At 39.1% G+C, this 16,632-nt stretch carries 9 protein-coding genes and 1 pseudogene; 4 read left to right on the top strand and 6 right to left on the bottom strand.

From position 1 onward, the window contains the following. Positions 1-7 precede the first annotated feature (7 nt). The gene (locus DC498_RS21600) at positions 8-1,564 is read right to left on the bottom strand and encodes a SusD/RagB family nutrient-binding outer membrane lipoprotein (RefSeq protein WP_116876239.1); all 1,557 of its coding nucleotides are present in this window, start codon (positions 1,562-1,564) and stop codon (positions 8-10) included. Between the two features lie 24 nt (positions 1,565-1,588). Next, complete coding sequence (locus DC498_RS21595; protein ID WP_116876238.1) at positions 1,589-4,912, bottom strand: SusC/RagA family TonB-linked outer membrane protein; 3,324 nt, start codon at positions 4,910-4,912, stop codon at positions 1,589-1,591. 512 nt (positions 4,913-5,424) lie between these two features. Between DC498_RS21595 and DC498_RS21590 the strand changes: the two genes are divergently transcribed. The 3 genes and pseudogenes from DC498_RS21590 to DC498_RS26865 all read left to right on the top strand — a co-directional run. Beyond that, positions 5,425-5,766: a hypothetical protein gene (locus DC498_RS21590; protein ID WP_116876237.1), complete on the top strand. Its 342-nt coding sequence runs from the start codon at positions 5,425-5,427 to the stop codon at positions 5,764-5,766. Between the two features lie 159 nt (positions 5,767-5,925). Continuing rightward, positions 5,926-6,357 (top strand): hypothetical protein, encoded by a 432-nt coding sequence (locus tag DC498_RS21585; protein ID WP_116876236.1) that lies wholly within the window; start codon positions 5,926-5,928, stop codon positions 6,355-6,357. 494 nt (positions 6,358-6,851) lie between these two features. Then, positions 6,852-7,448 (top strand): annotated as a pseudogene (locus tag DC498_RS26865) (transposase); the annotation flags it as partial. Between the two features lie 10 nt (positions 7,449-7,458). On the opposite strand, the gene DC498_RS21575 reads toward DC498_RS26865, so the two are convergent. The 4 genes from DC498_RS21575 to DC498_RS21560 form a co-directional block, all read right to left on the bottom strand. Beyond that, positions 7,459-8,478 (bottom strand): N(4)-(beta-N-acetylglucosaminyl)-L-asparaginase, encoded by a 1,020-nt coding sequence (locus DC498_RS21575; protein WP_116876234.1) that lies wholly within the window; start codon positions 8,476-8,478, stop codon positions 7,459-7,461. Between the two features lie 202 nt (positions 8,479-8,680). Beyond that, positions 8,681-10,273: a SusD/RagB family nutrient-binding outer membrane lipoprotein gene (locus DC498_RS21570; RefSeq protein ID WP_116876233.1), complete on the bottom strand. Its 1,593-nt coding sequence runs from the start codon at positions 10,271-10,273 to the stop codon at positions 8,681-8,683. Between the two features lie 38 nt (positions 10,274-10,311). Next, the gene (locus DC498_RS21565) at positions 10,312-13,719 is read right to left on the bottom strand and encodes a SusC/RagA family TonB-linked outer membrane protein (RefSeq protein ID WP_206197721.1); all 3,408 of its coding nucleotides are present in this window, start codon (positions 13,717-13,719) and stop codon (positions 10,312-10,314) included. 60 nt (positions 13,720-13,779) lie between these two features. Next, positions 13,780-14,994, bottom strand: a complete 1,215-nt coding sequence (locus DC498_RS21560; protein ID WP_116876232.1) for an ROK family transcriptional regulator — start codon at positions 14,992-14,994, stop codon at positions 13,780-13,782. Between the two features lie 154 nt (positions 14,995-15,148). Here DC498_RS21560 and DC498_RS21555 point away from each other — a divergent pair, with 154 nt between their 5' ends. Continuing rightward, positions 15,149-16,465, top strand: a complete 1,317-nt coding sequence (locus DC498_RS21555) for an alpha-L-fucosidase (RefSeq protein WP_116876231.1) — start codon at positions 15,149-15,151, stop codon at positions 16,463-16,465. Positions 16,466-16,632: the final 167 nt, after the last annotated feature.

The raw sequence follows: 16,632 nt of genomic DNA, 5'->3' as shown, positions 1-16,632 counted from the left end.
AGCATTTTTACTTTGTTTGCCAAAACACCTTTGTTGTAACATTATCCTTAGAGGAAACGACTCCGTAATTTGCAGCATTTAATATCCGTTCTGTAGAAGGATATAAAAACCTGGTTGGAGGATTAGGAGACAATGTTGAGCTGGCATCTGTTGGAAAATTAAGCTCAGGATATTTTGTTCTTCTGTATTCTGCCCAGGCCTGGTTCGATTGCATAATTCCAAAATCTATCCATTTTTGTATTCCTATTTTCTCAAGATTTTCATCTGTATCAGCACCGTAAGCTACAATAGGGTTTAAAAGAAATGCATTTACAGCAGAAGCTGCAGGAGCTGTTTCATGCGTTCCCCAGGATTTGTTCAACTGATTAAGATAATAGTAGAAATCAATAGATTGCCTGATGCCCTGTTCATATGCAGCTTTAGCATCACCTCCACCCCATCTTTCATAAGCTTCAGCTTTAATAAAGCTTACTTCAGCAGCGGTTAAAATAATGCCGGGAAAGCTTCTGTTTTTAATAAACGTTACAGAATCGTACCGGGAATAGTACCCTGCCGTTGTAGAATCTGTTTGCCTTGCGTTTGTCCATGTATTAATAACTCCGTGGTATTCTCCTTTCTTGTTTGTACTAAACATTACAGGCAAACGTGGGTCGTTTGAAGGGTTCATTATGTCTTCTACCATATAACCCGGAGCAAGACTATTAACCCCAAAACCGCTCTCCATATCACCTGTTTCCAGGCTACCTTCTGCAAGGATCTGTATTGCTTCGCCGATATTATCTACTACGGGGTACTGTGTTGGATTACCCAGAATTTCCTGTACTGTTGCTTTTGATCCTGCTTCATCAAAAAAGGAGGTACGCATAGCGAGGCGAAGACGAAGGGAATTACAATACTTTCTCCATTTTAAAATACTGCCATCATTAACGTAGTCGCTCTTTGCCAGTTGATTGGTATAAAAAGGATCAACTGATATAGACGACAGGTAGTCGGCTATTCTTTTTAAGTCAGTAGCTATAAAGGAATATATATCCTTGTCAGTATCATAGCTTGCCAATATAATGCTTCCGCCTGTGGCGTTTAATTGGCCTGCAGTACTGAAAGGGATATCGCCCCACATATCTACCAGTTGCGATGTTTGATCGTACACGAATATTCTTGCAATTTCAAGAAACAGCTGGTATCCTTGTTTACTTGTAGATCCATCTTCATAAGTATTATACTTTTTCTCAAGCTCAATCAATCTGGCCAACGATCCTGTATAATAATCATTCCATCTATCCTGTGTATAGTTAATAGCCTGTTCGTAAATTTTACTGCCGTTACTATACCCAATTGTTTGTGAATAGGCACCGAGCATCGGTATCTGAAAAGTATAGAGATTCCAATACCTTGGCATTACCCTGGCGTTATCAAAAATTCCGGCAAACAATCCTTCAACGTTGGAGTTAACCGTTTTCTCAGGATTATTATAATTATCATCAAAGTCCGACTTTTTACATCCGGCAAGTATGGATGCTGATATCGCACCGATCAAAAAACTATTTATAATATACTTTTTCATTTTTCTGTATTTGATGTGAACAAATTAAAATGATATTCTGAGGCTTGCACCTATTGAGCGTGCTGCTGCAGTAGCACCACCTGCAAAAGCCTGTGAATACGCATTTGTACCTATACTTTCTTCAGGATCAAGGTATGGAAGAGATTTATAGAAGTAGAAAAGATTTCTACCATAAATAGATACTGACACGTTCTGCAATTTTATTTTTTCAATAGCTTTTGCAGGAAGAGCATATGTCAAAGAAACTTCACGCAGCTTAATAAAATTGTTATCAAATACAGCACCTTCATATGTACTATAAGAACCGGAGCCTGGCCATGAGCCCCAGCTATATGTATTCAGGTAAAAATTAGGTGCGTCTATAACAATATCATTCGCTTTTCCATCACTTTGCTTTACACCTTTTAAAATCATTCCGTCATTATACAGCTTTTCACCATTTGGACCTGTAGTAGCATTATCCGCAGCTTTTACAAAAGCACCGCTCCCATCTACATAATAAGGTAATCCACCATGTTCCTTATCTCTGCCAAACAATGAATTAGTATACATTCCTGCTCCTGTTCCATACAATAGCGCCTGCGAAATAACCTGTCCGCCCCAACGAAAATCAACCAAAAAGTTAAGTGAGAAATTCTTGTATATGAACGTGTTTGTCAATCCGCCAACCACTTTCGACTGGATATTACCCATTTTAACCTGATCATCGAAATTGATATCATAATAGCCGTCATCATTAATGATATATTCACCACTGGCATTGGTACGGCGCTTATATCCTATAATATCTCCGGCTTGTTTCCCGATTTCCGAAACTATTAACAATGAGCCATTGTCAAGATTTGAGCTGGTAATTCTTTCAAGTCCTTCCATTAATGAAAGCACTTTATTACGGTTAAAGCCAAGGTTCAGTCTGGTGTCCCATTGAAAAAATCTTCCTTTTACAGGTGTTCCGTTAACTCCTACTTCAACGCCGTAGTTTCTAAGAGATCCGACATTCACAAGTATGCCTGTAGAGCCGGTAGTTGCAGGAACAGTGAGGCTCAATATCTGGTCAGATATTTTATTGTTGTAGTATGAGATATCAAATCCAAAACGGTTATTGAATAGTTTGGTCTCCCAGCCAATCTCTACTTCTGTTTTTTCTTCATTCTTCAAATTGTTGTTTCCGTATGGATTTCCGGGATAAAGTGTTGCTACACCATTTACGCTTCCCGCATTATAAATAGTATTGGCCACATAAGCTGGGGCCGGGTTACCCACAATACCCCATGATGCTCTTAACTTGCTGTAAGAAACAAACTGAGGAAGATTAAAAGCATTGCTAAGTTCAAAAGAGCCACTTACTGCAGGATAGTAAAAGGTATTGTTACCAGGGTACAATGTAGAGGTTCTTTCACGTCTTAGGGTTCCTTCAACAAATAAGAAATTATCAAACTCAAATCCAAGTATGCCAAATAAACCATCTTTTACTAAATAGCTCCTGTTTGACGATCCAGATGTAGGAGTAGTTTTGGAAGCATTAAAGCTAAACCAGTTTTCCTGTGTTAAGCCATCCCGGGTTCCCTGGCTGGAATAACGATATTCTTCCTTTCTTGCCTGATAGCCTGCTGATACGTTCAGTTTCAGCTTGCCCGTTAGCTGGTTACTATAAGTAAGCAAAACATCGCCATATGTAAAGTTATACCTGTTGAAATTGGTTCCATAGTATCCGCTTTCTCCAAATGCAAGAGGATAGGTAGACTTATTCTTTGTTTCAGCAAAATACCCGGTATAATCGGTGCCCACCCTGCCCCTGAAATGCAGGTTCTTTACTATATCATAATTAACAGTTGCCGAAGCCAGTAGCCTGTTGGTGGTTTCATCAAAATTATTCTCAAGCTGATTCCATAAAAAATCCAGGAAATCGTAACCGCGAATGTTATATTTAAGCGCTTCTTCAGGATCTTTAGAGGTATCGTTATACGGTACATATTTATATCCCTTGGTTGTTTTGTACTTATCGAAAATAACATCCATACGTTCTGCAGCACTTAAAAACCCGCCATAGTTGTTGGTAAGCCTGTCAATCTGATAAGGACGATTGTGTACTCTTTCATTAATATAGCTTATTACAAGATCGGTGCTAAACTTAGGTGTAATCTTATAGGTACTATTTAAGTTAAATGTATTTTTTTCCTGTTTTCCACCAATCTGAATACCCTTATAGTCATTCCTTGTGTATGAAAGCCTGTAGTTCAACTTATCAGAAGCGTTACTTACAGCAACATTTTGAACGGCGCTCATACCGTCTCTGTAAAAAGATTTCCAGTAGTTCGGTTGTGCAACATAAGGGCGCATCTCTCCGTCCCACCAATACACTTCACGTCCATCGAACTTTGGACCGAATTGTCCATATGATCTGAAAATCGGATACTGAACTTCCTGACCGTTAACTGTTGTTTTAAGCCATCCGTCATCTGATGCACCAAAGCTTCCCATATTCGTTCCCCGATCATATCCAGGACCATATTCGTTTTGCAGTTCCGGAACAACAGCAACTGATTCTTTTATATAAGAAGAGTTTACATCAACGCCTAACCCCTTTCTGCTTTTTCCATTCTTTGTAGTAATTACGATAACGCCATTGGCAGCATCAGACCCGTATAAAGCAGATGCCGCAGCTCCTTTCAGGATTGTTACTGTTTCTATATTTTCCGGGTTAATATCAAGCAACCCATTGCCGTTGATACGGGGAGAACTCCAGAATCCGTCATTGTTTGCCTCTCCGTTACGGGTAACCACACCATCTACTACCATTAAAGGCTGGCGGGCAAAGCTAATTGAATTCATACCCCGTATACCAACACTTACCGCACTGGTTGCACCACCGGGATTGGTATTAATACTTACCCCGGGTGCCCTTCCGTATAAGGCCGAAGCAAAGTTAGTGGGAGCAGTTAATAAGATGTCCTTTGAAGAAACTGTAGAAACTGCATAGCCCAATTTTCTTTGCTCTTTTTTGATTCCCATAGCGGTAACCACTACTTCGTTAAGTTGATTTTCAGCGGCTGCTAAAACAACTTCCAAAACATTTCCGTCACCAACTTTTACTTCTTTTGATGCATAACCTACTGCACTAAAAACCAGGATTGTTGCACTGTTAGCATCAATAGAAAATTTACCCTCTTCGTTAGTGAAGGTACCCCCAGATGTAGCACCTTTTTTGATAACAGAGACACCCGGTACTCCCGCACCATTTGCATCTCTTACGAAACCACTAACTGTTTTTTGATTTTGTGCAAAGCTGAGAATGCTGCTTGAAAGCAACATTACCACAAGCAACAAATGACTTGTAGATCGTTTCATTGTTGTTAGTTTTGATTGATTAGGTTTTAAAATCTCAAAGAATTAATATTACTCTATGCTTAGAGTAATGTTAAAATAAAGAAACTTTTTTAAAAAAAACAAAAAGTTTTAAATTAATTTAAACAAAAATGTAAAGAAGGAGATAGTTTAGCCCAAATAATATCCATCTACCTTAAAAAATAGATGCTCTGCAGTGGTATAATGCTGCTTTGCAGAAAAAAATTTAACCCCGAATTGTCCATACATAAAAATAACACTATGTAAGTATTATATTGTCAGTGTTTTAATTTTTAAAAAGTGTAATTTGCTGACCTAATGGGTAAAAATGTACAAAATCAGGCAAATAGAGTATGCTGCGGGGTCGGAGTCGGTACAGGTGTATAAGATAGAAAACAGGAAGCGGGTAATCGTTCGCCATATCGGAACGGCCCGGACCGAACAAGAGAAGTCAGACCTGCTTACCTTGGCCAAGGAGTTTATTACAAAATATCAAAGCAGCACCAGCATCTTTGATGCGCACCAGACCAATATTATTTTATATCAACCAAACGGAGTTTATAGGTACCTACTATACTTTTCTGTACGATACCTTATCTGGATTGATGCTCACCATCGGGCTGGATAAACTAAACAACAGCCTGCTGTTAGATTTAGTGGTGATGCGGATAGCGGAACCTGCCTCCAAACTACACTCTATTGAATTAATCGAACAATATTTTGGCATTAAGCACCGTCGGCAGAATTTTTATAAATCGGCGCCGCAATGGCTGGCTTTAAAAGGCAAGGCAGAACACATTGCCCTTGCATTTTCCCGCAAACATTACGGGTTTACACTACGAGCTGTTGTTTTATGATCAGTTAGCAGTACTTTTCTCCCTCTTTAATTTTAGTAATCCCAACCCTGATGTGTTTGATAGCTATCACTCGAATTTCAAAAACCTATAGTGAAAAAAAATTATTGTCTAAAAAATGTTATATCTTAATACTCTTTACAGAACCTAAAATAATATTATATGAAAAAGAAATTTTCTCTTATTATGTGTAGAGTTTTAACCTTCTGTTTAATTTCAGCATTTCTGGCATCGTACATTCCTAAACAAAAAAAAGAAATAAAGCTTGAGGGCAATCTTAACGCCCCAGATATTGAAAAACTGGCTAATAATGTTTTTAACGATCCAGTTTATAAATTGATATATAAAAAAGATATACAGAATATCATATATCAGACTAGAAGTAATTCTTTCAGAGATAAAGAAAAATTAGAAAAATTAGAAAAAAAATCTAAACTATCAGAGGATGATATCAACTATGTTATATCTATGGTTATGGGATTTGAAGATCAAAAAGATTTTAAAGACTATATCGATTTATATAGATATTTAATTGAAAAGTATAATATAAAAAGTTCAATAAAAATGACCAAAAATATTTTTTTAATATTTTAAGAAATAAGGAAATTGAATACACAGGTTCATTAGTAGCATTGAGCAAAGACTCCTCCAAACTTGATTCATTAACCAAGCTAGACAATAACCTGTATGGAATAAGGCCTGAATGTTGGAAATGTGTTTACGATTATCAAGCGTGCTTGAACCCAGTCATTGGTACAACGACTATTTCAGGAATTCCACTTACCTATGGTTTTTATCAATTATCTATTAACAATAGTTCTTGGGCGACCTATACAGTTGCTATATTTAATGACGGTAATAGCACTCCTAACACAATAACCTATTCTGTTCCAAATGGATGCCTTACTTATTTCCAATCTTGCGTATCACAATGCAATCAACCCTAAATAACCCAAGTTAGTAGTGTCATGTCAAGTATATTATTTCGGGTAAATAATATACTTGACATGACACTAGAATAAAGAGAGGGGAAGTGAGCATTAATAAAAACTAAATTTGAGTTAAGACACTTAAAATAGTATTATCGAATACTCACAGAGAATAAAATTATAGGGATTTATTATATTGTAGATGACATTTTAAAGGAATAAGTCATAAAGAGCGTATCCGGCGTAGAGTAAGTGATAGTGAAGTAATAACAACAGCCTTGGTATCGGCTCTTTATTTTGGAGATCATTTAGACAATGACCACGGCTTTATGAAGATGACAAAATTGATACTGCAATGTTGGACAAAAGCCGCTTTAACCGGCGCTTACATCAGGTAAGTGAGTTGATGTTTTCGCTTTTTTTCAATTGGGGCATCAATTGAAAAGCATGGCAGGTGCATCTGAATATGTGATAGATTCCTTTCCGGTAGCTGTTTGCGATAATATCCGCATCAGCCGTTGCAAGCTATTAAAGGGTAAACAATGGAGGGGGGAAGCAGAGCAGCATGCGAAGATATTTTTACGGGGTAATAGTTCAGGTATTAGTAAACGATGTGGCATTCCTGTTGAATTCGGTTTTGTACCAGGCTGCGAAAGTGATGTGCAGGCTTTAAAGAAATTGCCGTTTTCGGTAGCAGCGGAAAGTAAGATTTATGGTGATTCCATTTATACAGATTATCAAATGGAAGAGGATATGACAAGAAAGGTTAGTAAATACTTTTAGCAGCAACTACTTTATCTTCCTCACCACTCTTTACAGCAATAGTAAAACCCTTTTGTAAAGCATATGCACCATATTGTCCTTTTTTGTTGATAGCAACAAAACCAACCTGGATATTCTTTGCTTTTTCCGGATTTCGCTTAATAATACGCTGTACTGCCTCTTTACAGGCATTTTCAGGCGAAAGCCCATGACGCATTAATTCTACTACAAGATGAGAGCCAACGACCCGGATTACTTCTTCTCCAACACCTGATGAAGTTGCAGCGCCAACCTCATTATCTACATATAACCCGGCCCCTATAATAGGAGAATCGCCTACCCTGCCGTGCATTTTAAATGCCATGCCACTTGTAGTGCATGCACCTCCAAGGTTACCCTTTGCATCCATTGCGATCATACCTATGGTATCATGATTATCCGGTCCTCCAGGCGTGGGGTCTTTATCTTTGCCATAAAGTTTATTCTCAATATTCATTACAGGCTCGTATTTAGATGTTTTCTGCCATTCCTCCCAGGCTTTCTTGCTTTCCGCCGTAAGCAGGTTTTCTTTTTTAAATCCATTTGCCAGGGCAAACTGTAATGCGCCATCACCTGCCAATACAATATGCGGGGTTTTTTCCATAACCAACCTTGCCACGGAAATAGCATGAGTAACATGCTCTAATGCCATCACTGATCCGCAGTTATAATATTCATCCATAATGCAGGCATCAAGTGTAACGCGTCCATCCCGATCGGGTAAACCGCCATAGCCGATGGTTTGATTGGTAGGGTCCGCTTCCGGTATACGAACACCGGCTTCAACAGCATCAACTGCTCTTCTTTTTTTTATTAAAACATCCCATGCCGCGGCATTGGCTGTTTTGCCAAAATCCCAGGTAGAAACTACCAGGGGTTGATCAGTAACATTTTTATATTGTGATTGAGCCAATACCTTTTTATCTGTAATAACTGCTACAGAACCAAGTACCGAGGATTGCAAAAATTTTCTGCGGGTAGACATGATTGTATGTTTAAACTGTTATTTCTGAAACAACCTTAAAGTTAAGGATTGCGGGATAATATTTCTACTGTCCTGTATTCCTAAACAGGCAAGATGATCGATCACCTTTTTTCATTTAAATAACAAAGCTGTCATTTTTTGACAGCTTTGTTATTTAGGGTTAAGGATCAGGGTTGTATACCAGACTTATTACTAAGCACTGTTATTTTTCCAACCAGATTTTGGTTGAGTATGACTCTGTGCCTCCGGTTGCTGTTCTCCAGTTCTCAATATTATAATCCTGCTCAGAAGTAGGATACATGTAGCGGTGATAAATGCCATATGCATTATCCCAATAAGTTGTATTATCAGAATCTTTAGGCAAATTTCCACCAGTACGTCTGAATAGCGTCCATATATCCCATGGCTGACGGAAACCATCAATCCATAACTGCGCATATATCTGCGATAAAGCAGTAGCCTCATTTGCACTATAGCTAACTTTAGCAGATGCCAGCAATGTATTTATAACGCCGGCTGAAGGCAAGCCAGAGGGTTTGGCTTCAACCCACATTGATGTGTTTATAGCTATGTTAGTCCAAAAATTACAAGAGGCTTTTATTGCATCTTCATAAAATGTTTTAGCCTTAGCCGGATCCTTTGTTACTCCTATACCCCTGTTATATATTTCAGCCTGGTACAATAATACCTGTGCTGCGGTTATAAATAATTCAGGGATATAATTCTGATCCTCAAAATAAAAATTCACATTGGCATATTTGTTATTTGTGCCTTTACCACTCCAATTGGTTTTCCTGCTTGTGTTATACGGATCACCGCCTTCAGAAGGCGTAGAAGATGTGGGGTTTTGCGGATAAGGAACCCATTGCCCGGCATTATTAGGTTCATAAAAAATCTTCGCTCTTGGGTCTACAATACCGCTGCCATCCGTGTTATCATTCACTGACATATAATCCCACATGGTAGTTCCTAATCTCACATACTGGTTAGCAGAAAAAGACCACTCATGCATAGAAAAAACTAATCCCGGAATTTTTGCAGGCCATAAACCAGGCTCTTCACCTGCTTCTATTAATGGTTTGGTTACAGCTTCTGCAATTTGCGCACCTGCAAATGCAGCATCTTTATCATACATGGTAATTGCTGCACGCAATCTTATTGAGTTGGCGAACTTAATCCACAAGCTGATGTCATTCTTAAATAAAGTCTCGCTGGAGCCTATTGATGACTGATCGCTACTGGTTGTAAGGTTATTTACAGCCCATTGTAAATCGCTAATTACGCTTTTATAAATGCTTTCCTGGCTGTCATACTTTGGCTTTACCGCATCGCCCAGGTACTGTCCTTTCCCGGCTTCTGTATAAGGAATGTCGCCAAAATTTTCTGTCATTCTTATTGTACGATATGCCCTTATTACTTTATTCATTGCAGACACGTTTGTCCATTTGCCGGTATTTTCCTCAGCAGATATCACCGTATCAATCAATTTTGAATTAGCTAAAAAGGAATAGTAAGACTGCCACATTTCCGAAGATGCATTCTCCATTCTATAACCGGAGTTTGCATATTGTGCCGCCTGCTGGGTTATTTGATAAACAAAAGAATGATAAGTTGCCTGCTCCTGCCATCCTACCTGCAGCGAAGAAACAGCACTGTTAAACAAATCTCCTATCGATGCAGCAGTAGGTTTGTTATACGGTTTATTCATTTCTTCAAAACCTTTTTTACAGGATGCAGCGCCTGCAAGCAGCACTACACAAAAGGTAATGAGAAACTGATTATTTCTGATTTTCATAATTAAATGTTTTGATGTCTGTTTGGTTTTAGTTAATCCTAGAATTTAGCCCTTACTGTAAAGCCCAAAGATCTTGTGCCAGGGAAAGCTGCCCATTGCAGTCCCTGCACGTTACCTACGCCATTTACAGATTCTGGATTTAAATTGTCAGGCAATGTTCTGTAAAAATAGAACAGGTCTCTTCCTACAAGAGAAAGGTTGAGCCCCTGGAAAATCCTTGTAGCTTTAACTATTCTTGGAGAAAGGTTATACGTAAGTGTAACTTCTCTGCATTTAATCCATGTATTTTCAAAAACAGCATTGCTCCTTGGCATATCAACATTTGTCCATGCAGCGTATTGTCCGGCATATTTATACATGTAATGAACAACATTTGTATTCTTGCTTCCGTCTGCAAACACGCCATCTAATATAACCCCATGATTTGCTGTAGTACCATCAGGATAAGTATATGGCAAACCACCGCCATTTCTTTCCACCAGTGTTTCAGGCGCCTTACCTTCACCCATTGCACTCGCATAGTCAAAAGAATATATATCTCCGCCTAATTTAAAATCTGTTAAAATGTAAAGTGAGAAATCTTTATAGCTGAAAGTATTACCAAAGCCGCCTGTTAATTTTGGTGTGGCATTGCCAATGATCACAGGATCAGCGGTAGTTACATATTGTGTTCCCACCACTTTATTCGGATCACTCTTATCATAGATATTACGTACTACTTTTTGCCCGTTGAGGTAGCTATAGTCAAGACCATAGATTGTACCGTACTGATCGCCTACTTTCAGGAACATAGAAGCTCCTGTACGGTCGCCGAAAACGGTACCCAGGTAAAATTTATCAACTCCCTGATCGAGTGCAATTACTTTATTGCTGTTATGCGCACCATTCAAAGATATATCCCATGAGAAATTAGTATTTCTGACAGGAGTAGCCCTTATTATAAATTCAATACCCTGATTCTGCAATTCGCCGGTATTGAATGTACGGGTAGTAAATCCTGATGAAACTGCTAAAGGTGCATTCAGGATTTGATTGGTAGAATTGATTTTGTAATAAGTGAAGTCAAGTGACAACCTGTTTTGAAAGAAACTTAACTGAGTTCCTATTTCAAAATCCTGTGAACGCTGAGGTCCCAAGTCAGTTGGCCTTAACCTTGAATCAAGATAACGTGTTACTACGCCTCCGAATGAAGAAGAACCGTAAACGTTCGTAGTTTGATAAGGATCTGTTCCGTTAGCACTTCCTGCATACGCAAGACGTAAACGCCCCTGGTCTAACCAGTTGCTCTTCATATTAAACGCATCTGTAAATACAAAGCTTAAACTTGCGGAAGGATAGAAATAAGAGTTAGCATTCGTAGGTAATGTTGAAGACCAGTCGTTTCTACCTGTGGCTTCAAAAAACAAATAGTTTTTATACGCCAGATTCAATATCCCGTAAGCTGAATTGATTTTACTTTCCAGCAGATATGATGTAGGTAACCAACCCCTGTCAACAGTAGCCGTGGTGTTGCTTAAATAATAAAGGAAAGGGTCAGCAAACGGCCCGTTATTGGTTGCTTTTGAGCCTGAAAATTTATTATACCATGTGCTCACACCAAAGCTAACGCTTGCATTAAGGTCGCCCACAATTTTATCTTTGTGCAGAGTTCCTAAAGCTTCTGCAGTCATAGTATAATCCTTATTCAGTTCATAGCTATAGCTTCCCTGGTATCCTGCCGCATCAATAGGCTTATTTTTTGTTTCAAACTCATTGGTAGCATAGTTAACGCCTGTTCTTCCCATGAAATTTAACCATGGTGTAACATCAGCACTGAGCTTAACAGAGCCAATAAGCTGATCTCTTCTTAAAGTAGTATTATTATTATAAATGCTCCACCACAAATTAGTATAACTGCTATAAGGATAGCTATAAGGATATTTATCATTATTGAACAGGTTCTTTGATCCATCTTCATTTTGATAAACATACTTTTCAATTTGCGTAAAGTCTGAGGGGAACCCATAAGTAAGGAATTTACCTATACTGTTATTATCACCCATGCTTGGAGAATTTAAGCGATAATACTTAACGTACCCTGCAGAAACTTCAGCTTTAAGTTTTGAAGATATATTAAGGTTTGAGCCTACATTTATAGAAGTTTGGTCAAATTTGCTGTTGGGAACAATTGCTTTATTATCAGTTTTACCAAGAGAGACGCGAAGCCCGCCAAAATCACCACCTGTTGAAAAGGCAAGATTATGATTGGTGGTTTGACCTGTATTAAAGAAAGATTTATTAGCATCTAAATCCGGAGAATATGGCCTTGTTTTCCCATCCCACCATACAATATTTCTGCCATCCATGCGTGCACCCCATGATAAGCCGGCGCCAGGCCAACTAAACAGGTCCCAATAATTATAACCACCCGGCAATGGGCCAAATTGTGTGAATTTATCTTCTGTGCCGCTACCAGACCAGGGTGCTTCAGCAGGATACCTGTAATTGCCATTTGCATCTTTAGGCAGTTTTAAGTTATCATCAGCCGTCCATAGTCCAATTGAGCCACCGTAACCATACTCGTGCTGATAATCCTGGAAGAGATATGCATTTGTCCATCTCTGGCTTAATGTATAATCAATCCCTAAGCCTGTTTTTTTAGATCCTTTTTTTGTTGTGATCAGAATTACTCCATTTGCACCTCTCGCACCATATAATGCTGCTGCGGCCGGGCCTTTCAACACATTGATTTCTTCAATATCTTCATTATTCAAAAAATTCAGAGGTGTTCCCCAGTCATTCATTGTACCACCTACATCAATCGTTTTATAGGTAGCATCCTGTATACTGTAACCGCTACCGTTACTTTGGGAAATGCCCATTTGCCCGTCAGACATTTGCACGCCATCAATAACGTACAACGGCTGGTTGTTGCCCAACAACACATTGTTACCTCTTATCTGCACTTTTTGCGAACCACCCTCTACTCCATTAGGAACAGAAATGTTTAAGCCTGCTACTTTACCCATTAATCCTTGGGCAATGTTTGGCGGAGCTGCCTTAACAAGGTCTGTTGCACCTACCTTTTGAGTAGCATACCCTACTTTTTTAGCCTGGCGGGAAATTCCCAATGCTGTTACTACCACACCTTCCAGGTCGTTTGCTTTTACCTGAAGCGTAATAGCCAAAGGATCCGAAACACCAGCAACAGCAATCTCATGACTAACATATTCAGTAGCGCTAATCACAATTATACCATTAGCTTTTACATCAATAGCAAAGTACCCTGCATCATTTGCTTTTACAGAGTTTGTTGTTCCTTTCTCGGTAATTGTTGCTCCTGCAACAGGCTCACCTGAATCGTTGGTCACAGTTCCTGTGACACTTTTTTTGTTCTGCGCCTGCATAGTCAACGACAAGAATAGCGTGAACGCTATCAGCAGCAGTTTGATTGATTTTTTTTGCATACACATTTTAGTTTGTTATTAAGAATCGGGACCATTTATGGCAAACTGATTATTATTTCATCAGGCTGCTTCATGAATTTTCTTCTTTACCGGTACTGACTTTTCATATTTCTCCATTACCAGAGCCGAGCTTCCGATCAACTGGGCATTATGACCAATGTTTGAAATAACTATTTCTGTATTTGCAGCAAGGCTGGGAATACAATGTTCATTTAAAGCCTGCTGAATAGGCGCGTGTAATATTTTCCCAACCACAGAACCCCTCCCGCTCAATACCACAAGCCCCGGATTTAAAAGATGAATGAGAATAGCAATACCGCGACCTATATTATAACCGGCCTCGGACAGCAATTCTACCGCGAAACGATCACCACGCGCAGCAGCTTCAAAAATGGCGTTCCCGCTTTTCTCTGGTGTTTCACTATTAAATTGTTCTGCCTTTAATATGGATGTTCTGCCGGCAGACAACCCTGCTATTGCTTTTTCTATTACAGCAGTCAATGATGCTTCCGTTTCCAGGCACCCACTTTTACCACAACTGCATAATTTGCCATTCTGAAAAAGTGGAATATGGCTAAACTCTCCCGCAAAACCATCATCTCCCCTGAACAATACTTTTCCCATTATCAGCCCTAACCCAACACCCCAGCCAATATTTATTACCATAACATTCGCATACTTACGGGCTATACCAAACTTTTGTTCCGCAAGGGCTATAATACTTGAATCATTATCCAGATAAGCCGGCAGACCGGTTTGGGAAGTTATATAGGTAGTAATGCCGCCTTTATATGCCTCCAGGAAAGAATAATTAACCCCGTCATGCGAGTTAATAAAACCAGGCATGCTTATTCCAATGCCAACAATTTTGCTTTTACTCACACCGGATTTTTGAATAACCTGCTCAATCTTTGCCACAAGCTTAGCTAAAGCATCATTTTCCTTTGCAAGATTAAGCTCAAGCGTCTCAACCTCGCCAACATACTCATTATGCATATTAATTACTGCCAGTTTTGTAACAAACTGATCCATGGCAACCGCCACAGTATACATTATGTCTGCCTTAAGTGAGTATGTTTGCGGACGCCTGCCGCCACTTGATGGCGCATACCCCGTTTCCACTACATGTCCTTCAGCAATTAATTCATTCAATATTTTGGTAGTAAGAGAAAGGCTTTTACCAATTCTCTCGCTTATTTCCGCGCAGGAAAGCATCTTTGAGAAGTAAAGATTATTGAGGATCTTTTTTCGGTATACCGAATTCTTGGCAGCCATTTTGATTCAGAAGATTAACTTCTTTTTAATTTTGTGTTAAAATAACAAAACTTAAGTTTAAAAAACAAAAAGTTTTAAATAAAAATTTAAACTTAAGTTTGATTTGCCATTTTTCTATGAAGGCGCATCACCTTAAAATGTTTAAATTCAACACATGAAAAAACTACTATTATTTATTGCCAACCTGGTGTTGCTATATTTATCTGTAAACGCTCAAACCACGGAAAGCAACAAAATGCAGTGGTTTAAAGATGCCAAACTCGGCATTTTTATTCATTGGGGCATTTATGCTGTTGATGGGGTAGATGAAAGCTGGGCATTTTATAACAAAAAAATGCCTTACAATGATTATATGAAGCAACTCAATGGCTTTACTGCTAAAAATTATGACCCTGAAGCATGGGCTCAACTTATAAAAGAAACCGGCGCGAGGTATGCTGTTATTACCACCAAACACCATGATGGTATTGCTTTATGGGATACCAAAGCCAATAATATGAGCACTGCAAAGCTTACACCTGCGAGAAGGGATGTACTTACACCTTTCTTTACAGCCATCCGCAACGCGGGACTTAAAGCCGGCGCTTATTTCTCTATACTGGATTGGAGCCACCAGGATTATACAGGTTTTACAAAAGACAGCAGCAGGTATCAAATAAAGAATGATACCATGCGCTGGAAACGCTACCTGTCTTTCTATCAAAAACAAATAAAAGAGCTGAGTGATAATTATAACCCTGATCTTTTTTGGTTTGATGGTGATTGGGAGCATAGCGCTGAAGAATGGCAGGCAGACAAAGTGCGATCAATGATCCTGCAGCACAATCCCAACGCTATTATTAATGCAAGACTTACCGGCCGCGGTGATTACGATACACCTGAACAAAATTTTCCTGTAACCCGGCCTTCGAGGGTGTGGGAGTTATGCATGACTTCCAATAACAACTGGGGATATCACCCTGACGACAGCGTTTATAAAACACCATACGAACTGATTACCATTTTTACAGATGTAATTGGCAATGGCGGCAATCTCCTGTTCGATATCGGACCCCGCGAAAATGGCTGGATACCTACAGAACAGGTAAACCTTTTAAAAGAGCTGGGCAAGTGGACAAATAAACATTCCACCGCTATTTTCAATACCGTTGCAGGCTTACCTTCCGGTCATTTTTATGGAGCAAGCACTTTATCTAAGGATTCCTCAACACTGTACTTATTTGTGCCTGCTAAAAATGCCGGTAAGCTGGTTATAAAAGGGCTGAATAATAAGATCAACAGCATAAAAATCCTGGGCAGCGATCAGCAACTCAATCATAAAATTGTCGGTAAAATTTCCTGGAGCCCTGTGCCGGGCCTGGTATATATAGATAATATTCCTGAAGCAGCTATGGATGAGTATATGACAGTGCTTGAACTAAAACTCGATGGCCCGTTAAAGTTATACAGGGGAAAAGGAGGGCTGGATTAGCTTTCAGCGATCAGCTGTCAGCTATGAGCTATCAGCTATCTGTCTTGTCCTAGCATAAGTAGACAGATTTAAGAACAAAAAAATCTGTAATACCATGACAAGAGATGTCCAAACGGTGATCCGGTATAGTATTAGCTTTAAGCAAAAAGTAGTCAGAGAGTTAGAAG

The organism is Terrimonas sp., from assembly GCF_003075435.1.
GTDB lineage: Bacteria > Bacteroidota > Bacteroidia > Chitinophagales > Chitinophagaceae > Agriterribacter.
The sequence above is the reverse complement of the archived record's forward strand: the minus strand, read 5'-3'. Positions and strand labels throughout refer to the sequence as shown.